This window comes from Jiangella gansuensis DSM 44835, from assembly GCF_000515395.1.
Classification (GTDB): Bacteria; Actinomycetota; Actinomycetes; order Jiangellales; family Jiangellaceae; genus Jiangella; species Jiangella gansuensis.
The window spans coordinates 5,011,908-5,029,188 of the sequence record NZ_KI911782.1 but is presented as its reverse complement, the minus strand read 5'-3'; the positions used below and the strand labels follow the sequence as shown (position 1 = coordinate 5,029,188).

Here is a 17,281-nt window from a genome sequence, read left to right as displayed (position 1 = left end):
GGCCGCGGGATTCCGGTGACAGGAGCCGGGACTGCCTGCGGTCGTCCGTCGCGGGCACCGGACCGGACCATCCACCCGCTATGGGAGGACCAGGAACCCATGCCAAAGATCATTGCCTTTGACGAGGAGGCGCGGCGTGGCCTCGAGCGCGGCATGAACTCTCTTGCCGACGCCGTCAGGGTCACTCTCGGCCCGAAGGGCCGCAACGTCGTCCTCGAGAAGAAGTGGGGCGCGCCGACGATCACCAACGACGGTGTGTCCATCGCGAAGGAGATCGAGCTCGAGGACCCGTGGGAGAAGATCGGGGCCGAGCTCGTCAAGGAGGTCGCGAAGAAGACCGACGACGTCGCCGGTGACGGCACGACGACGGCGACCGTGCTGGCCCAGGCGCTGGTCCGTGAGGGCCTGCGTAACGTGGCCGCGGGTGCCAACCCGATCGCGCTGAAGCGCGGCATCGAGAAGGCGGTCGAGGCGATCGCCGAGCAGCTGCTGGGCTCGGCGCGCGAGGTGGAGACGAAGGAGCAGATCGCTGCGACCGCGTCGATCTCCGCCGGCGACCCGCAGATCGGTGAGCTGATCGCCGAGGCGATGGACAAGGTCGGCAAGGAAGGTGTCATCACCGTCGAGGAGAGCAACACCTTCGGCCTGGAGCTCGAGCTCACCGAGGGTATGCGCTTCGACAAGGGCTACATCTCCGGCTACTTCGTCACCGACGCCGAGCGTCAGGAGGCCGTCCTCGAGGACGCGTACGTCCTGCTCGTCGAGTCGAAGATCTCGAACGTCAAGGACCTGCTCCCGCTGCTGGAGAAGGTCATGCAGTCCGGCAAGCCGCTGATCATCATCTCCGAGGACGTCGAGGGCGAAGCCCTGGCGACCCTCGTGGTCAACAAGATCCGCGGCACGTTCAAGTCCGTCGCCGTCAAGGCTCCGGGCTTCGGCGACCGTCGCAAGGCCATGCTGCAGGACATCGCCATCCTCACCGGTGGTCAGGTCATCAGCGAGACCGTCGGCCTCAAGCTGGAGAACGCGACCCTGGACCTGGTCGGCCAGGCCCGCAAGGTCGTGGTCACCAAGGACGAGACCACCATCGTCGAGGGTGCGGGCGACCCGGACCAGATCGCTGGTCGCGTGTCGCAGATCCGTGCAGAGATCGAGAACTCCGACAGCGACTACGACCGCGAGAAGCTGCAGGAGCGCCTGGCCAAGCTGGCCGGTGGCGTTGCGGTCATCAAGGCCGGCGCGGCCACCGAGGTCGAGCTGAAGGAGCGCAAGCACCGCATCGAGGACGCGGTGCGCAACGCGAAGGCGGCCGTGGAGGAGGGCATCGTCGCCGGTGGTGGCGTGGCTCTGATCCAGGCCGGTGCCGCTGCGTTCGAGAAGCTGGAGCTCGAGGGCGACGAGGCCACCGGCGCCAACATCGTGAAGGTGGCCGTCGAGGCGCCGCTGAAGCAGATCGCGGTGAACGCTGGTCTCGAGGGCGGCGTCGTGGCCGAGAAGGTGCGCGGCCTCCCGGTCGGGCAGGGCCTGAACGCTGCCACCGGTGAGTACGTCGACATGCTCGCCGAGGGCATCAACGACCCGGTGAAGGTCACCCGGTCGGCGCTGCAGAACGCCGCGTCGATCGCCGGGCTGTTCCTGACCACCGAGGCCGTCGTGGCGGACAAGCCGGAGAAGGAGAAGGCTCCGGCCGGCGACCCGAGCGGCGGCATGGGCGGCATGGACTTCTGAGTCCTGCCGTTCGGTCGCGAACGACACAGCAACGAGGGCGGTACCCCGGTTCGGGGTGCCGCCCTCGTTCGCGATCCCAGAGCTCCAGAACCCGCCGCAGTACCGCTTCGATGCGCGTCATGTCCACGGTGTCGACGGCGCCGGGCCGGCGGATGAATCGCTCGGTCGGCACCAGGCGGATCTGCTCGCACTGCACGTAGCTCGTGACCGGCAGGACGCCGTCGAGTTCGACGTGCGTCGCGTACCCACGCTTCGTGCGGGTGACCGGCAAGACGATCGACAGGCCGAACCTGGACATTTCCGTGGCCGACACGATGACGGCTGGTCGCCGGAATCCCTGCTCATGGCCGATCGGGTCGCCGAAGTCGCAGAGCTGAATGTCGCCGCGCATCACAGCAGGTCGTCCCACCGCTCATCCGGATCGAGGCCGTCCTTGAGTGAACCCGCGTGTGCTTCGGCCTCGGCGCGCAGGACGGCGGTTGCCTCGCGCGTTTCCATGGTGGCTCGGGCCGCAGCCCAGAACGCGATGTGCTCCTCAGTGTCGAGGGCATGCGCGATCGCGCCGGCCAGTGAGGGTGTTCCGTTCCGCGGCGTGCCTGGCCAGCCGCTCGTGCAGTTCGCGCGACACCCGGATCGTCGTCGTCGACATGTGTCGAATCTACGGGGCTGTAGATCCGGCCCGTCTCCTACGAGGTCTACACCGTGCCGGCGGCGCGCAGATAGCGGGCGGCCTGCGCGCGTAGGTGGTCGGCGAACTCGGGCGGGTCGAGGACGTCGAAGTCGACGTCGAGCATGGCGATGTAGACGGCGATCATCTCGAAACTGTCGGCACCGGTGTGGACGACGCAGGTGTGTTCGTCCTCGGGCTCGACGACGATCGACGACGGCAGCCGGCTCGCGACGGCCTCCGTCGGCGCGTGCAGGCGCAGGCTCACCCGGTACTCCCAGAGCGCGTAGTCAAGTCCGCGGGCGACGAAGTCGGCGACATCGCCCGACGGTGCCTCGCGTGGGGTGAACCGCGGCCCGGTCGGGATCTTCGGCGTCAGTCGATCGACCCGGAAGGTGCGCCAGTCCGACCGTCCGACGTCCCAGGCCACCAGATACCAGCGGCGGCCGCGGGTGACCAGCCGATGGGGCTCGACCTCGCGGCGAGACGACCTGCCGTCATGGCCGACGTAGTCGAAGCGCAGCCGTTCGTGGTCGCGGACGGTGGCCGCGATGGCCGTCAGCACGTCCGCGTCGACGGTGGGGCCGCCGCCGGTCAGTGGCACCGTCGCCGACGACAACGTCGCCACCCGGTGCCGCAGCCGGGCCGGCAGCACCTGCTCCAGCTTGGCCAGCGCCCGCACCGAGGTCTCCTCGATGCCGGTGACCGACCCGCTGGCGGCCGTCCGCAACCCGACGGCTACGGCGACCGCTTCCTCGTCGTCGAGCAGCAGCGGCGGCATGTCCGCGCCGGACCCGAGGCGGTAGCCGCCGGACACGCCGGGCGTGGAATCGACCGGATACCCCAGCGTCCGCAGCCGCTCGACGTCGCGGCGCACCGTCCGGACCGCGACGCCGAGCCGGGCGGCGAGGTCGGCGCTGGCCCACTCGCGGCGCAGTTGCAGCAACGACAGCAGCTTCAGCAGCCGGGCCGAGGTTTCCACCATGTCGTCGATATTGCCAGCTATTGCGGCCCGTAACTGGCCGCGATTGCCGCGACCGTGGGTGTATGACGAATTCCATGGACCTCCGGCCCTTCCGGATCGAGATCCCGGACGCTGACGTCGCCGACCTGCGCGCCCGGGTGGCGGCCACCCGCTGGCCGGCGCAGCTGACCGATACCGGCTGGGAGCGCGGTGTTCCGGTCGGCTACCTGAAGGAGCTGGCCGAGTACTGGCGCGACGGTTTCGACTGGCGCGCCGGCGAGGCCGAGCTCAACGCACACCCGCAGTTCGTCACCACGGTCGACGGGCAGGACCTGCACTTCCTGCACGTCCGCTCCGCCAACGAGGACGCGACGCCGCTCCTGCTGCTGCACGGCTGGCCCGGCTCGGTGGTCGAGTTCCTCGACCTCATCCCGCTGCTCACCGACGAGTTTCACCTGGTGGTCCCGTCGCTACCCGGGTACGGATTCTCCGGCTCGGTCACCGCCGCCGGTTGGACCGACGGCCGGTCCGCGTCCGCGCTGGTGGAGCTGATGGACCGGCTGCGCTACGACCGCTACGGCGTGCAGGGCGGCGACGTCGGAGGCTTCCTCGGCCCGGAGATCGGCCGGCTGGCGCCGGACCGCGTCGTCGGGGTGCACGCGAACGCGTTCGTGACCTTCCCGTCCGACGACCCGTCCGACCTGGCCGGGCTGACCGAGGACGAGCAGCGGCGCCTGGCGCTGTTCCAGCAGTTCCAGGAGGACGGGAGTGGCTACCTGCGGCTGCAGGGCACTCGGCCGCAGACGCTGGCGTACGGGCTCACCGACTCGCCGGTGGCGCAGCTGGCCTGGATCGTCGAGAAGTTCCAGGAATGGAGCGACCCGGCCGCCGAACTACCCGAGGACGCCGTCGACCGCGACCGGCTGCTCACCGACGTCAGCATCTACTGGTTCACCGGGACCGCCGCGTCGACCGCGCACTCGTACTACGAGCGGTTACACGATGCCGCCTTCTGGGCGCCGCGGGAGCGGTTCACCGTCCCGACGGCGGTGGCGAACTTCGCCACCGACATCGCGATCCGCCGGTTCGCCGAACGCGACCACACCATCGTCCGCTGGACGACGTTCGACCGCGGCGGCCACTTCGCCGCGATGGAGGCGCCAGACCTGCTGGCCGCCGACGTCCGCGGGTTCTTCGCGGACCTGACCCACTGACCCGTCGAGGGGGAGCCATGAACGAGATCCGCCCGTTCCGCATCGAGATCCCGCAGGCCGATCTGGACGACCTGCGGAGGCGGCTGGCCGCCACCCGCTGGCCGGCGCAGCTGACCGATACCGGCTGGGAGCGCGGTGTTCCGGTCGGCTACCTGAAGGAGCTGGCCGAGTACTGGCGCGACGGTTTCGACTGGCGCGCCGGCGAGGCCGAGCTCAACGCACACCCGCAGTTCGTCACCACGGTCGACGGGCAGGACCTGCACTTCCTGCATGTCCGCTCCGCGAACGAGGACGCGACACCGTTGGTGCTGCTGCACGGCTGGCCGAGTTCGGTGGTCGAGTTCCTCGACCTCATCCCGCTGCTCACCGACCGGTTCCACCTGGTGGTCCCGTCGCTGCCCGGGTTCGGGTTCTCCACGCCGCTGCGCGAGACCGGCTGGGGCAATCTGATGCGCGTCGCCGGCGCGGTCGCCGAGCTGATGACTCGCCTGGGCTACCAGCGGTTCGCCGCTCAGGGTGGAGACGTGGGCGCCGGCGTGGTCGGCCTGCTGGCGATGCTGCACCCCGACCGAGTGATCGGCACCCACGTCAACGGCCCGTCGCCGTACCCGTTCGGGCCGCCGGTCGAGCTGGCCGGGCTGCCGGATGCGGAGAGGGCGCGCGCCGAGCGGTTCAACCTGTTCCGCGAGGACGGCATCGGCTACCTCGTGCAGCAGGCGACCCGACCGCAGACGCTGGCGTACGGGCTCACCGACTCGCCGGTCGGGCAGCTCGCCTGGATCGCCGAGAAGTACAGGGAGTGGACCGACCCGGCCGCCGAACTACCCGAGGACGCCGTCGACCGCGACCGGCTGCTCACCAACGTCAGCATCTACTGGTTCACCGGCAGCGGTGCGTCGGCCGCGCATGTCGTCTACGAGGGGATGCAGGCGTTCAAGCAGTTCATGGCGTCGGCGGGTGCCGGGGCCGACGACGGTGTGCCGCCGGCCCTGCCGCCGGGTGCTGTCGCGGTGTTCGCCGCCGACACCTCCGTCCGGCACCTCGTCGACCCGATGGGCAGCGTCGTGCGCTGGACGGAGTTCGACCGCGGCGGCCATTTCGCCGCGCTGGAGACGCCGGACCTGCTGGCCGCCGACGTCATCGAGTTCTTCAGCGGCCGGCACTGACCGCGCGGCCAGCCGAACACCTCTGGTACTGTAGGTGAACAGAAGGTGAACAGCACCCGACTCAGGAGTGGCCGAAGGGGGCGGACATGGCGACGACGATGGTCCAGCGCTCCGGTCTCGTGGCCCGGTGGGTGACCGTGACGGACATCTCCGGCCGCGAGCGGACGGAACTTCGTTGGGTCCCGGAGCCGGCGGCCGACGAACACCTACAGCAGGCGGCGGCGCGCGTGGCGTGACCGGCTCACAACGCGCCGAGCGGCGCGACGTGCACGCCGGACTTCTCGCACACCCACTGCGGATCGGGCCCCAACTCGGGCTCGATCCGCAGTTCGTGCGGGACGGTCTCGTCGCACGACCGGCACCGCGGCCAGCGCCCCACACCGGAGTCCAGCAGCCGGTCCTGTACGTCCTGCGCCAGCTGCCCGGACACCAACGCCGCACCGTCCGGCCACTGCTCCACCCACCAGCGCCGCTCGCGCACGGCGGCGTCCAGCGCGTCGACGGCGGCCGGCACGTCGAGCCGGCGCGCGCCCAGGTCGCGCAGCACCAGTGCCCGCGCCGCGAGCATCACGTCGTCAACCACGATGTCGATCGTGCCATTTCGCTGGCACACTATGCACGTGCGTCCGCTCCTGGAGGTCATCGCGCTGGGTCCCGGCGACGCGTCCGGCGCGGCCGAAGGCGGCGCCGACCGGCTCGAAGTCGTAGCCGACATGGACGCCGACGGTCTCACGCCCACCCTCGACGCCGTCCGCGACCTCAAACGCGCCTGCGACCTCCCGCTGCGGGTCATGCTGCGTTCCAACGACGGCTTCTCAACCAGTGGGTCCGAACTGGCCAGGCTCAAGATCGCCGCACATCAGCTGGCCGCCGCCGGCGCCGACAGCTTCGTCCTGGGCTTCCTGGGGCTCAATGCGGAGGTCGACGTCGAGGCGACCATCGCGCTGGCCGACGAGCTCGACGGCATGCCGTGGACGTTCCACCGTGCCATCGACCACACCCTCGACCACGAGGCGGCCTGGGACGTGGTCCCGGGCCTGCCCGGCCTGGACGCCATCCTCACTGCCGGTTCGCCGCGCGGCGTCGCGTCCGGCCTGGACGAGCTGTGCAGCCGGGCCGCCGGCGACGCCACGGCTGCCCGGCTCATCATGGCCGGCGGCGGACTGGAGGCCGATCACGTGCCCTGGCTGGCGCGGGCCGGCGTCCGGCAGTTCCACGTCGGCAGCCGGGTTCGGCCGGGCGGCTCCTGGAAGGCGTACGTCGACGCCGCACTGGTGCGGTCGTGGCGCATCCTGATCGACGACGCCGTCGCGGCGGCGCTCTAGGAGACACCCCTGGTCATGATCCTCATCGATCCGCCTGCCTGGCCGGCACACGGCCGGTTGTGGTCACACCTGGCCTCCGACCGCTCCTTCGACGAACTGCACGAGTTCGCCGCGCGGCTCGGGCTGCCGGCGCGCGGCTTCGACGGCGACCACTACGACGTGCCGGAGACGGACTACCAGCGCGTGGTCGATGCCGGAGCCGTGCCGGCGCGCAGCCGCGAGATCGTCGCCCGGCTGCACGCAGCCGGGCTGCGCCGGCGTAAACGCCGCCGCCACTGACCGCGCGTCCGGGCCCGATGGCGCGTTGATCTTGGAGTAACGGCGGAATCTATCGGACATTTCACCCGGCGATTCTGCGATTACTCCAAGATCAACGCGGGGAGGGGGCGGAGCGGACCGCTGCGCCCATCACCGCCGGTCAGGAGCCGGCCGCGCGCAGCAGCACCAGCTCGGTGTGCAGGTTGTGCCGGGCCGGTTCCTCCCACCGCCGCCGGCCGGTGGCGGTGTGGAACAACGCCGGCCGGTCCAGGAGACGCTCCAGCACGGCGGCCCGGCCGGCGGCGAAGTCCGCGTCGGACACCTGCGCGTAGTCGTCGCGGACGGCGGACGCGTACGCCGCGTACTCGGCGGGCGAACCCGCCAGGACGGCGAGGTCGGCGTCGCACAGAACCGCGCCGTCGGCGTCGCCGGGCGCGGGGTCGTGGGCGACGGTGACGAGCACCAGCCGCGCCACCTCGTCCACCCGGGCAGGGGCCGCCCCCAGCCCCGTCAGCATGTCGCGGGCCAGCACCGCACTGGCGCGCTCGTCGTCGCCGGGCCGGCCGGCGTAGACGGCATCGTGGAACCACGCGGCCAGGCGCACCGCGTCGACGTCGTCGGCGGCATCGGCCAGCTCGTCCACGGCATCCAGCACCGCCCGCAGGTGCCCGACGGCGTGGTAGTGCCGGTGCGGTTCCTGCCAGCGCCGCAGCAGGTCGTCGCCGGCCGCCTCGGCCTCCGGGCCGGTGCCCGCGAGTACCGCCCACTGCCGTCGCAGCTCGTCCATGCGGCCATCATCGCGGTAGACTCCGACACAGCACAGGGTTTCGGCGCGACCTGGTGGTGGGGAGGCGCGCAGGTCGAGTGTCCGTTGTGGAGCCCTGTCGTGTCGCCTCTGTCGTCTTACCGCCGTCTCATCGCCCTGGCCGGGCCGGCTTACGTCGCCGTCGCCTTCCTCGGCCGGCTGCCGCTCGCCATGAGCCAGCTGGGCACCCTGCTCCTGGTCTCCGACGCCACCGGCCGGTACACCGCCGGCGGGCTGGCCGCGGGGGCGCTCGCCGTGGCCAACGCCATCGGCGCCCCGGTGGCCGGCGCCATCGCCGACCGGTTCGGTCAACGGCCGGTGGTGCTGGCGCAGTCACTGGCTGCCGGCGTCGGGTTGACCGTGCTCGTCGCCGCGGTCGACGCCGGCCTGGCCACCCCGCTCCTGGTCGCCGCCGCGGCAGCCGCCGGGCTGGCGATGCCCCAGGTCGGGCCGCTGGCACGGACCCGGTGGCGGCCCATCACCCATCGCACCGGCGCGCACCAGCGGCGGCTGGTCGACGCCGCGTTCTCCTACGAGGGCGCGGCCGACGAGGCGTCGTTCGTGCTCGGCCCGGCGCTCGTCGGTGTCGGTGCCGTCGCACTCAGCCCGAGCGGTGCGCTGCTGGCCGCGGCCGCCCTCCTGATCGTGTTCGGTTCCTGGTTCGCGCTGCACCCGACCGCGCGGCTGGCCCACACGCTACGGCCGGACACCACCAGCGGGTCGCGGCGATTCGTCACTTCCGCGTTCCTCGCGCTCGCGCTGGCCCAGCTGCTCATCGGGGTCATCTTCGGCGCCACCCAGACCGGTACGACGGCACTGGCCACCGCCGAGGGGCGCCCGGGGCTGGCCGGGCTCGTGCACGCGCTGCTCGGCGTCGGGAGCGTGCTGGCCGGTCTGGCCACCGCCGCGTTGCCGGAACGGTTCGGATACCAGCGCCGCATCCTGGTGTTCGCCGGCGCGCTGCTGGTGCTGTCGGCGCCGCTGCTGCTGGTCGGTTCGCTGGCGGCCTTGGTGCCGGCGGTGCTGGTGCTGGGCCTGGCCATCGCGCCGTACATGATCAGCGTGTTCGCCGCCGCCGAGCAACTGGTGCCGCCGTCCCGGGTCGGTGCCGCGCTGACCGTGCTGGCCGGAGCCACCGGCATCGGGTACGCCGTCGGCTCCGGCGTGGCCGGACGGCTGGCCGACCTCGGCGGGCACCGTCCGGCATTCGCCGTCACCGTGACGGCCGCGGCGGTGGCACTGCTCGCGGCCGCCGTCCGGGCCCGAGCCACCGGCGGCCCCGGCCGACGGCTCCGGCCGAGCGAGCCGGATCAGCCCGCCGCTACCACTCCCGGTGCGATGGCAGCAGCGTCCCAGGATTGAGGTTGCGGCCCGGATCCACCGCCTTCAGCAGCCCGGCCATCACATCGGTGCCGGCCGGTGAGATGTCGTCCTCCAGCCAGTGAGCGTGGTCGGTGCCCACGCCGTGGTGGTGCGAGATGGTGGCGCCGTTGTCGATGAACGACTGCTGGATCGCCCGCTTGACCACCCAGTACTGCTCGATCTGCTCGGCGGCCACATCGCCGCTGGGCGGGAACGCGAAGGTGAAGTACAGGCACGCGCCGGAGTGGTAGCTGTGCGACAGGTGGCACATCACGAAGCCCTTGACCCCGAGCTCGGCGAAGGCGTCGGTGGCGGTGCGGATCGTGTTGGCGTAGAGGTCCATCAGCTTCGACCACGGGGCGGCGGTCTCCGACACGTCGCCCAAGGCGCCGATGTCGAGCAGGAAGTCGCGGATGTAGGGCGTGTCGAACTTCTTCTGGTCGTACAGCGCGCCGGGGCCCTTGCCGAGCTTGATGCCGCCGTGCTTCCGGACGATCTTGCCGACGATCGATTTCTCGTGTTTGAGGTGGCCCTCGTCGCCCTCGTAGCCGATGTAGGACAGGCAGGCCGCGTCGAGATCCCAGCCGCGCCGCTCCAGGACGTTGAACAGGATCGGTCCCGCCTTGGCGGCCAGACCCGTCGACGGCTTCTGCATGGACAGCGAGAACGCGGTCTCGTTCGCGTCGGACACGCGGGTCACGGTGGGCGAAGCATCGGACTCCGAGATGTCGTGCATCGCCGCCAGCCCGGCCGCCCACGTCGGGAACAGGTAGGCGACGATTTCACGGTTCTTCGGCACCCGGTGGACATGGACCCAGACCTCGGTGATGACGCCGAGGCGGCCCTCCGAGCCCAGGATCATCTCGCGCACGCTCGGCCCCGACGACGTGCTGGGCAGCGGCCGGAGAACGATCACCTTGCCGGGCAGCACCACCCGCATGCCCCGAACGATGTCACTGATGTCTCCATATTTGTCCGACTGCATTCCCGAGCTGCGCGTCGCCACCCACCCGCCAAGGGTGGAGTGGCGGAAGCTGTCGGGCTGGTGGCCGGTGGTCCAGCCACGGGCGTTCAGCTGATCCTCGAGGTCCGGGCCGAGCACCCCCGCCTGGACCCGGGCCAGCCCGGCGTGCTCGTCGACCTCGAGGACCCGGTTGAGCCGGCCGAGGTCGAGTGAGACGACGACCCGCTTCTCGTCCGGCGGCGGGGTCAGCGACCCGGAGATGTTCGACCCGCCGCCGAACGGGATCAGCACGCCCTCGGCCGCCACGACGGCGTCGACCACCTGCCGCACCTCGTCCTCGTCGGCGGGGTAGACGACGGCGTCGGGAACCCGCGGCAGATCGCCGGCGCGGACCCGGACGAGATCGACCAGGCCCTTGCCGTAGGTGTGCACCACCCGGTCCATGTCGTCGGTGGCGACGTACGCGTCGCCGACGGCGCTGCGCAGCGCGGTGGCGAGCTCACCGTCCAGCAGCGACGCCGGGACCTTGAGGTCCTCGAAGTCCGGCGGCGGGGTGCCCGGCGCGTTCAGGTCGATGCCGACCTTCTCCATGACGAACGGCGCGAGCTTCGGCTTGTCCTCGTGGGTGAAGGTGATGCCTTCGACCCCCCAGCCCCACCACTTCTGGTGCTGCACACCGGTCACGACGCCTCCTCCTTCTGCGCACGCTCGCTGGGATGGTCATCCGGCCGCGCCTTGTGGCGGGTCAGGTCCGGCTTCGCGTTCGGGTCGCGGGTGGCGACCATCGCCGCCACCTGGGCCTCGAGCCGGTCGTTGAGGTCGCGCACCCGCTCACCCGGTTCCGGGTTGATCGGGGCGCCGACGATGAGAGTGACCGGCGGGCGCCCGGGGACGGGCCAGGAACGGCCCACCGGCATGGCCTCGTCGGTGCCGACGATGGCGACCGGGACACACGGCACGTCCTGGGTGATGCTCAGGGCCGCGGCACCGGGCTTGAACCGCTTGACGCCGTTCTCGGTGTTGCGCCGGGTGCCCTCGGGGAAGATCACCACCGGGACCTTCTCGCTGAGCAGCTGGTTGGCCAGTCCCTTGCCCTTGCCCATGTCGGCGTTGGTGCGGCTGACGGGGTAGGTGTTGAAGAACAACGAGGTGGCCGCCTTCATCCACCACTGCCGGTAGAAGTAGTCGGCCGCGGCGTTGACGGCGAGGCTGCGGGTGTAGCGCCGCGGCAGCGCGGTGACCAGGAGTGGCGCGTCGAGATGGCTGCTGTGATTGGCGACGACGACGAACGGCCCGGACAGTCCGTCGAGGTTGTCCGTGCCCAGCACCGACACCTTCGTGACGGCGTACACCACCGGCCGCAGCACCATCCGCTGGGCGACGAACCTCGCCCAGCGGTGCCAGGCCGCGTGGTACCTCCTCGTACTCGCCATGCCGCTCACCGCCGCCCGCTCACCAGCCTGGCCGTGACGCGCCGCACCGCCGCTCGGGGTGCGTGCTCGGCCAGCCACGCCAGGACCTTGAACCGAGCCGACGGTACCGAACGGGCCCGCCCCTTCTCGACATCGGCCAGGCAGTCGGCGACGACGCGGTCGGCGCGTAGCCACAGCGACGACGGGATCGAGCCGGTGCGGATGCCCGCACGTTCGTGGAACTCGGTGCGCACCCAGCCCGGCAGCAGGGCCGTGACCTGCACGCCGGTGCCGGCCAGCTCCATCGACAGGCTCTCGGAGTAGGTGCGCACGAACGACTTCACCGCCGAGTACCCGCCCATGGTGATGAGCCCGGCCACCGACGAGACGTTGACGATGACGCCGTGTCCGCGCTCGCGCATGGCGCGGGCCGCGGCGGCGCCGAGCACCACCACGGCGGTGATCATCAGATCGATGGCCTGTTCGTGCTCGGAGGTGTCCTCGGTCGCGAGCGGGGAGTGCACTCCCTTGCCGGCGTTGTTGATCAGGATGTCGACGGGGGCTTCGGCGTCGGCCAGCCGGGCCGCGACCTCACCGGCCTGCTCGCGGACGGCGAGGTCGGCCGGGAGGATCTCGACCTGGACCCCGTGGCGGCCGCGTAGGGCATCGGCGGTCTGCTTGAGCCGTTCGGTGTCACGGGCCACCAGCACGAGATCGCAGCCGCGCGCGGCCAGCGCCTCGGCGAAGGCCAGCCCGATGCCCGACGTGCCGCCCGTGACCAGTGCCCGGCCGGTGAGCTTCGGCCCGCCGGTCATCCCCGTCGCGCTCCCTTGATGCTGCGGAACACCGGCGAGAGCCGGCCCTCGGCGGTGGTGGTCCAGCTGTGCACGGGCCAGCGCTTGGACTTGGCGTAGCGGTAGAGGCTGGCGTCCGGGTTGACTGCGTTGGGGTTGCCGACCACCTCGAGCCAGGACCGGTCGCCGTAGCTGTCGCCGTACGCGTACGACCCGGCGAGGTCGAGCCCTTCGGTGCGGGCGTAGCGACGCAGCCAGGCCGCCCGGGCCTCGCCGACCAGCGGCGGCGTGGCCAGGTGGCCGGTCCATCGGCCGGTGGCGTCGGACTCCATGCGGCCGGCGACCATGACGTCGAACAGCGGCGCGAGCGGCTCGACGAACACGTCGATCTCGCCGGTCAGCAGGACCGTGCGGTGTCCGGCGTCGTGGTGCGCGCGAATGCGCTCCAGCGCCTGCTCGAACAGCCCCCGGTGCAGCGACACCGTGACCTCGTCGGCGATGACCTTGCGCAGCTCGTCCTCGTGGACGCCTTCGTAGCGGCGCATGAAGGTGCGGATGAAATCGCCGCGGTCGCGCCGCTCGGCCTGCAGGTACCGCGGGCCGAGCGCGACGAGGTTGCTCATGACGACCGGCCACCGCGACAGCGGCTTCGCGGCCAGTTCAATCCACATGTAGTGCTCGACCAGGGTGGCAGCGGCGACAGTGCGCTGCAGGTCGAAGACCGCCATGACGTCGCTGCGTGCCGGCAGGTCCACCGGGAGGTTCGCCGTGCTGGCGGTGTCGCCGGAACCGCCGCGGCTGAGGCCGGGCACGCCGGGGATGTGGATCTTCTGCAGGTAGTGCGCCCAGTCGATCTCGGTGACGTCGAAGCCGTGCTCGGCCTTGCGGTCGTCGGGCAACGAGGCGTGCAGGGCCCGCAGCTGGGCGTCGTCGAAGATGACCTCGGTCTCGGTGTACGGCTGATACAACGAGGTGAACTTCCGCAGCGTCTCCAGGTCGCGCCGCGTGCGGTAGATGGCCGAGATCCAGCTGCGGGTGCGCTGACCCGGTGGCAGCCGGTCGACGGCGCGGTCGGCGATGTCGATGGCCTTCTCGCGGCGGCGCAGCGCGCGCTCCACGGCGCCCCGGTGCGGGAACGACCACGACGGGACGGAGAGATAGCCGCCCTTGGCGTCCTTCAGCGGGTTGGCCTCGAAGTACTCGCGGACCAGCCGCAACAGCCGGCCGAACGGCAGCGGGTTGGTGATGCCGGAACTGACCTGCAGGTACCGGACATCGCCGCCGGGCAGCGGGGCGTCGGCGGCAGCCAGGACGGCGTTGACGACGAAGTCGACCGGGATGACGTCGAGCACGGTGTCGGCCAGCGCCGGGAACTGCGGCAGCAGGCCCCGCCCGTAGGCGGCGATGAGCGGGTCGGCGACCTTGAAGCCGTCGATCCACCCGGGATACGGGTGCTTGAGCGAGGACTCGATGATGGTGGGGCGGACGACGGACAGCCGGTGGCCGGCGCCTGCCCACAGGTCCTCGGCCACTCGCTCGCCCAGGGCCTTGGTGTAGGTGTACACATCCGGCCAGCCGAGGCTCTGCGCCCGGGTCCGGCCGGCCTCGACCAGCTGGTCGCGCACCCAGTCCTGTCGCGCCTGCTCGGCGGCGTCGGTGACCACTCGCGAGCCCGCCCTGCCGTGCTTGTCGCGCGCCTGGGCGAGCAGCTTGCCGAGCAGCCTCGGGCTGCGGGACAGCTGCTCGACGTCGGTGCGTGCGGCCAGCGCATGCGTCAGCTCGACGTGCCGGTCGACCTCGTGATCGAGCGACCCCTCTTCGGCGATCCCCTTGCGCAGGCCGGCGACGTAGCTGGTGGAGACGTGCACGACGTGCGGACGCGACCCGCTGGCGAGCAGGGCCCGGTACAGCGACTCCGGACCGCCGACGTTGGACGCGAACGCCTCGTCGATGGGCAGGTCGAAGGAGACCGTGGACGCGGAGTGGATGACGACGTCGACGTCGTCGGGCAGCTCGGGGAGATCGCCGAGGTCGCCCTCGATGACGCCGACCCGCTCCCGGAACTCGCGCAGCGCGGTCTCCTCGCCGACAGCGCCGCGCCAGGTGCTGAAGACGGGTTTGCGGAACAGCCGCTCCATCCGCTGCTGGCCGCTGAGCGCGCCACGCCGCCGGACCAGCACGCTGACGCGGGTCCCGGGATAGCTGGACAGCAGCTTCTCCAGGACGGCCTGGCCGACGAAGCCGGTGGCGCCGGTGAGCAGGACATGCGCGCCGTCACCGAGCACGGAGCGAGCGCCGTTGGTGCCCGCGCTCACCGCTGGGTTCCCGGACGGGTACCGCGTATGGCCGCAGTCAGCTCGAAGTCAGATGCCATGCGCCCTCCCCAGGCCGTGCCGTCGCTCGGCAGCCGAGCGAATCTCGGGGGGTGCCGATGACCCCTTACGCGGTGCAGAGAATACACAGAATGTAGCTCTTCGCGGGCATCGGGACCCTATACGTCCTGGTGGGCCACCGGTTCCGGCCTGGACACAGGCCCGGACAGCGGTTCCGGCAGGGCGGCGTCGTGCACCACGGTGAGCGACGACACGGCTCGGGTCAGCACCACGTAGAGCCGGCGGAGCCCGCTCGGCTCGGCGGCGACGATGCGGGCCGGCTCCACGACGATCACGTGGTCGTACTCCAGGCCTTTGGCGAGGGTCGCGGGCACCAGCGTGACGCGCAGGTCGTCGGCGAGCCGGCCGTGCTCCACCCCGGCGGCGGTGAGCGCCGCGGCCGCGTCGTCGACCGTGTCGTCCGCGGCGACGACCCCGACCGAACCGATCCGCCCGGCCACGTCGGCCGCCACCCAGGCGAGCGCGGCCGGCAGATCGCCGTCGGCCGCCATGATGTCCAGCCGGCCAGGGTTGGACCGGACCGCTTCGGGCGGCGCGATGCCGGGCGCGATGAGCGGCAGCAGCCGGGCCGCGAAGCCGACGACGGCGGCCGGCACGCGGTAACCCTTGCGCAGGACCTCGAGGTGGGCGTCGTCGCGGCCCAGGTGCCGCAGCGCGTCCGGCCACGACGGCGTCGCCCATGGCGTGGTGCCCTGGGCGATGTCGCCGAGGACCGTCAGGGAACCGCTGCCGGCGCGGCGGGCGACGGCGCGCAGTTCCATCGGGGACAGGTCCTGGGCCTCGTCCAGCACCACGTGGCCGACGCCGGGTACCCGTTCCAGCAGGGCGGTGGCTTCGTCGACGAGGACGGCGTCGGCCTGCGACCACGGCGCGGTCTTCGGGCCTCTGGCCGGCTTGGCCCAGAGCAGCAGGTCCCGTTCGTCGCCGCTCAGGACCCCGTCGGCGGCGGTGGCCAGCAGGTCCGGATCGCCGAGCAGCCGCATCACCAGCTTCACCGGGTCCAGCGGCGGCCACAGCTGGTCGACGTACTGCTTCACCGGCCGCGACCGGGCGACGGCGTTCTGCACGCGGTCGTCGGTGATCTCACCGGCGGCCTCCATCCGCAGCAGGATGCGGTGCGCGAGCCGCTGCCCGAGCAGCGACCGTGCCGTCGCGTACCCGTCGCCGCGCTCGCGCAGCACGGCGATCGCTTCGGCGACCTCGTGCACGGGCACCCGCCAGCGCCGGGTGCCGCGGCTGACGTAGAGCGTCTCGGCCGGCTCGGCGACGTGCGACCAGATCGCCCGCCGGATCACCTCGGCCATCCGCGCGTCGCCCTTGAGTGCGGCGGCCGCCGGCACGTCGGCGGCGCGCACCGGGACCGAGCCGACCAGCTCCGCGACCGTGACCTGCCGGACGTCCACCTCGCCGAGCGTGGGCAGCACCTGGGCGATGTAGTGGAGGAACGCCTGGTTCGGCCCGATGACCAGGACGCCGCTGCGAGCCAGCCGGTTGCGGTAGGTGTGCAGCAGGTATGCGGCCCGGTGCAGCCCGACCGCGGTCTTCCCGGTGCCCGGAGCGCCCTGGACGCACACCGTACGGTCCAGGCCGGAGCGGACCACCTCGTCCTGTTCCGGCTGGATGGTGGCGACGATGTCGCGCATCGGGCCGACGCGCGGCCGCTCGATCTCCTCGGTGAGGATGCGGCTGGTGATGTCGGCCTCGCTGGTGTCCAGCAGGTGCTCGTCCTCGAACGAGGTCAGGTCGCCGTCGGCGAACCCGTACCGGCGACGCAGCACGACGCCCATCGGGTCGGCCCGGGTGGCCCGGTAGAAGGCCCGCGACACGTCGGCTCGCCAGTCGACGACCATCGGGTCACCGTTGCCGTCCATGACGTGCCGGCGGCCGATGTGAAAGGTCTCCTGCCCCTCTGCGGGAGCATCGGGTGCGCCTGCCTCCACCCGGTCGATGCGGCCGAAGAACAGCGGCAGGGACGGGTCGTCCTCCAACGCCTTGGCCCGCCGGTACAGCGCCGCCTTGAGATATTCGGTGGAGACGTGGTCGCCACCCTGCGCGTCGAGCGAGAGCGTGTGCTCGCGCATGGCGCGCAGGTCAGCACGGGCGCGGCGCAGGTGTTCGCGCTCGGCTTCGAGAGTGGGATCGGTCCCGGACACGGTCACGGCCTCCTGGGGCTCGGCGGAAGATGGGGCATTTCCGACGGCCCGGGAACCGGTCCGGTCGCGAAGGGCA

Annotated in this window: 15 protein-coding genes and 1 pseudogene; 7 read left to right on the top strand and 9 right to left on the bottom strand. The window is 71.6% G+C overall.

The features are described 5' to 3' along the window. Positions 1 to 99: 99 nt before the first annotated feature. Positions 100 to 1,728 carry a chaperonin GroEL gene (gene groL / locus JIAGA_RS0123775; RefSeq protein WP_026877588.1) on the top strand — a complete coding sequence of 543 codons (1,629 nt, stop codon included), beginning with the start codon at positions 100 to 102 and terminating at the stop codon, positions 1,726 to 1,728. 97 nt (positions 1,729 to 1,825) lie between these two features. Here the strand turns inward: groL and JIAGA_RS36275 are convergent. Both JIAGA_RS36275 and JIAGA_RS0123765 read right to left on the bottom strand, forming a co-directional pair. After that, a pseudogene (locus JIAGA_RS36275) lies at positions 1,826 to 2,119 on the bottom strand (type II toxin-antitoxin system PemK/MazF family toxin); the annotation flags it as partial. Between the two features lie 304 nt (positions 2,120 to 2,423). Next, a complete protein-coding gene (locus JIAGA_RS0123765; RefSeq protein ID WP_026877587.1) occupies positions 2,424 to 3,380 on the bottom strand; it encodes a helix-turn-helix transcriptional regulator in 957 nt (318 codons plus the stop codon). Positions 3,381 to 3,442: 62 nt separating this feature from the next. On the opposite strand from JIAGA_RS0123765, the gene JIAGA_RS0123760 reads away from it, so the two are divergent. The 3 genes from JIAGA_RS0123760 (at position 3,443) to JIAGA_RS34805 (ending at position 5,975) form a co-directional block, all read left to right on the top strand. After that, on the top strand, positions 3,443 to 4,573 hold the full coding sequence (locus tag JIAGA_RS0123760; protein WP_026877586.1) for an epoxide hydrolase family protein: 1,131 nt from the start codon (positions 3,443 to 3,445) through the stop codon (positions 4,571 to 4,573). Positions 4,574 to 4,590: 17 nt separating this feature from the next. Further along, positions 4,591 to 5,739 (top strand): epoxide hydrolase family protein, encoded by a 1,149-nt coding sequence (locus JIAGA_RS0123755; protein ID WP_026877585.1) that lies wholly within the window; start codon positions 4,591 to 4,593, stop codon positions 5,737 to 5,739. Between the two features lie 86 nt (positions 5,740 to 5,825). Further along, entirely contained in the window at positions 5,826 to 5,975 is a 150-nt protein-coding gene (locus JIAGA_RS34805; RefSeq protein WP_157553462.1) for a hypothetical protein, read from the top strand. 5 nt (positions 5,976 to 5,980) lie between these two features. Here JIAGA_RS34805 and JIAGA_RS0123745 read toward each other — a convergent pair whose 3' ends face one another. Next, positions 5,981 to 6,322, bottom strand: a complete 342-nt coding sequence (locus tag JIAGA_RS0123745; protein ID WP_211239817.1) for a hypothetical protein — start codon at positions 6,320 to 6,322, stop codon at positions 5,981 to 5,983. Between the two features lie 37 nt (positions 6,323 to 6,359). Here JIAGA_RS0123745 and JIAGA_RS0123740 point away from each other — a divergent pair, with 37 nt between their 5' ends. Beyond that, positions 6,360 to 7,064, top strand: a complete 705-nt coding sequence (locus JIAGA_RS0123740; protein ID WP_026877583.1) for a copper homeostasis protein CutC — start codon at positions 6,360 to 6,362, stop codon at positions 7,062 to 7,064. A gap of 15 nt (positions 7,065 to 7,079) precedes the next feature. Then, the gene (locus tag JIAGA_RS0123735) at positions 7,080 to 7,343 is read left to right on the top strand and encodes a DUF4031 domain-containing protein (RefSeq protein ID WP_026877582.1); all 264 of its coding nucleotides are present in this window, start codon (positions 7,080 to 7,082) and stop codon (positions 7,341 to 7,343) included. A gap of 139 nt (positions 7,344 to 7,482) precedes the next feature. On the opposite strand, the gene JIAGA_RS0123730 is transcribed toward JIAGA_RS0123735, so the two are convergent. Next, entirely contained in the window at positions 7,483 to 8,109 is a 627-nt protein-coding gene (locus JIAGA_RS0123730) for an HD domain-containing protein (RefSeq protein ID WP_026877581.1), read from the bottom strand. A 99-nt stretch (positions 8,110 to 8,208) separates the two neighbouring features. Between JIAGA_RS0123730 and JIAGA_RS0123725 the strand changes: the two genes are divergently transcribed. Next, a complete protein-coding gene (locus JIAGA_RS0123725; protein WP_026877580.1) occupies positions 8,209 to 9,489 on the top strand; it encodes an MFS transporter in 1,281 nt (426 codons plus the stop codon). Here the strand turns inward: JIAGA_RS0123725 and JIAGA_RS0123720 are convergent. From JIAGA_RS0123720 to JIAGA_RS31970, 5 genes are all read right to left on the bottom strand, one after another. Continuing rightward, positions 9,449 to 11,137, bottom strand: a complete 1,689-nt coding sequence (locus tag JIAGA_RS0123720; RefSeq protein ID WP_026877579.1) for an FAD-binding oxidoreductase — start codon at positions 11,135 to 11,137, stop codon at positions 9,449 to 9,451. The two genes, JIAGA_RS0123725 and JIAGA_RS0123720, sit on opposite strands and share 41 nt — an antisense overlap. After that, positions 11,134 to 11,886 carry a lysophospholipid acyltransferase family protein gene (locus JIAGA_RS31980; RefSeq protein WP_084470433.1) on the bottom strand — a complete coding sequence of 251 codons (753 nt, stop codon included), beginning with the start codon at positions 11,884 to 11,886 and terminating at the stop codon, positions 11,134 to 11,136. Before JIAGA_RS31980 ends, JIAGA_RS0123720 begins: the two co-directional genes overlap by 4 nt. A 5-nt stretch (positions 11,887 to 11,891) precedes the next feature. Next, positions 11,892 to 12,680 carry an SDR family NAD(P)-dependent oxidoreductase gene (locus JIAGA_RS0123710; RefSeq protein ID WP_026877578.1) on the bottom strand — a complete coding sequence of 263 codons (789 nt, stop codon included), beginning with the start codon at positions 12,678 to 12,680 and terminating at the stop codon, positions 11,892 to 11,894. Further along, positions 12,677 to 14,974, bottom strand: coding sequence for an SDR family oxidoreductase (locus JIAGA_RS31975; protein ID WP_211239816.1), 2,298 nt, complete (start codon positions 14,972 to 14,974; stop codon positions 12,677 to 12,679). The genes JIAGA_RS0123710 and JIAGA_RS31975 overlap by 4 nt, the downstream gene beginning before the upstream one ends. A 176-nt stretch (positions 14,975 to 15,150) precedes the next feature. Further along, the gene (locus JIAGA_RS31970; RefSeq protein WP_051426445.1) at positions 15,151 to 17,211 is read right to left on the bottom strand and encodes a HelD family protein; all 2,061 of its coding nucleotides are present in this window, start codon (positions 17,209 to 17,211) and stop codon (positions 15,151 to 15,153) included. Positions 17,212 to 17,281: the final 70 nt, after the last annotated feature.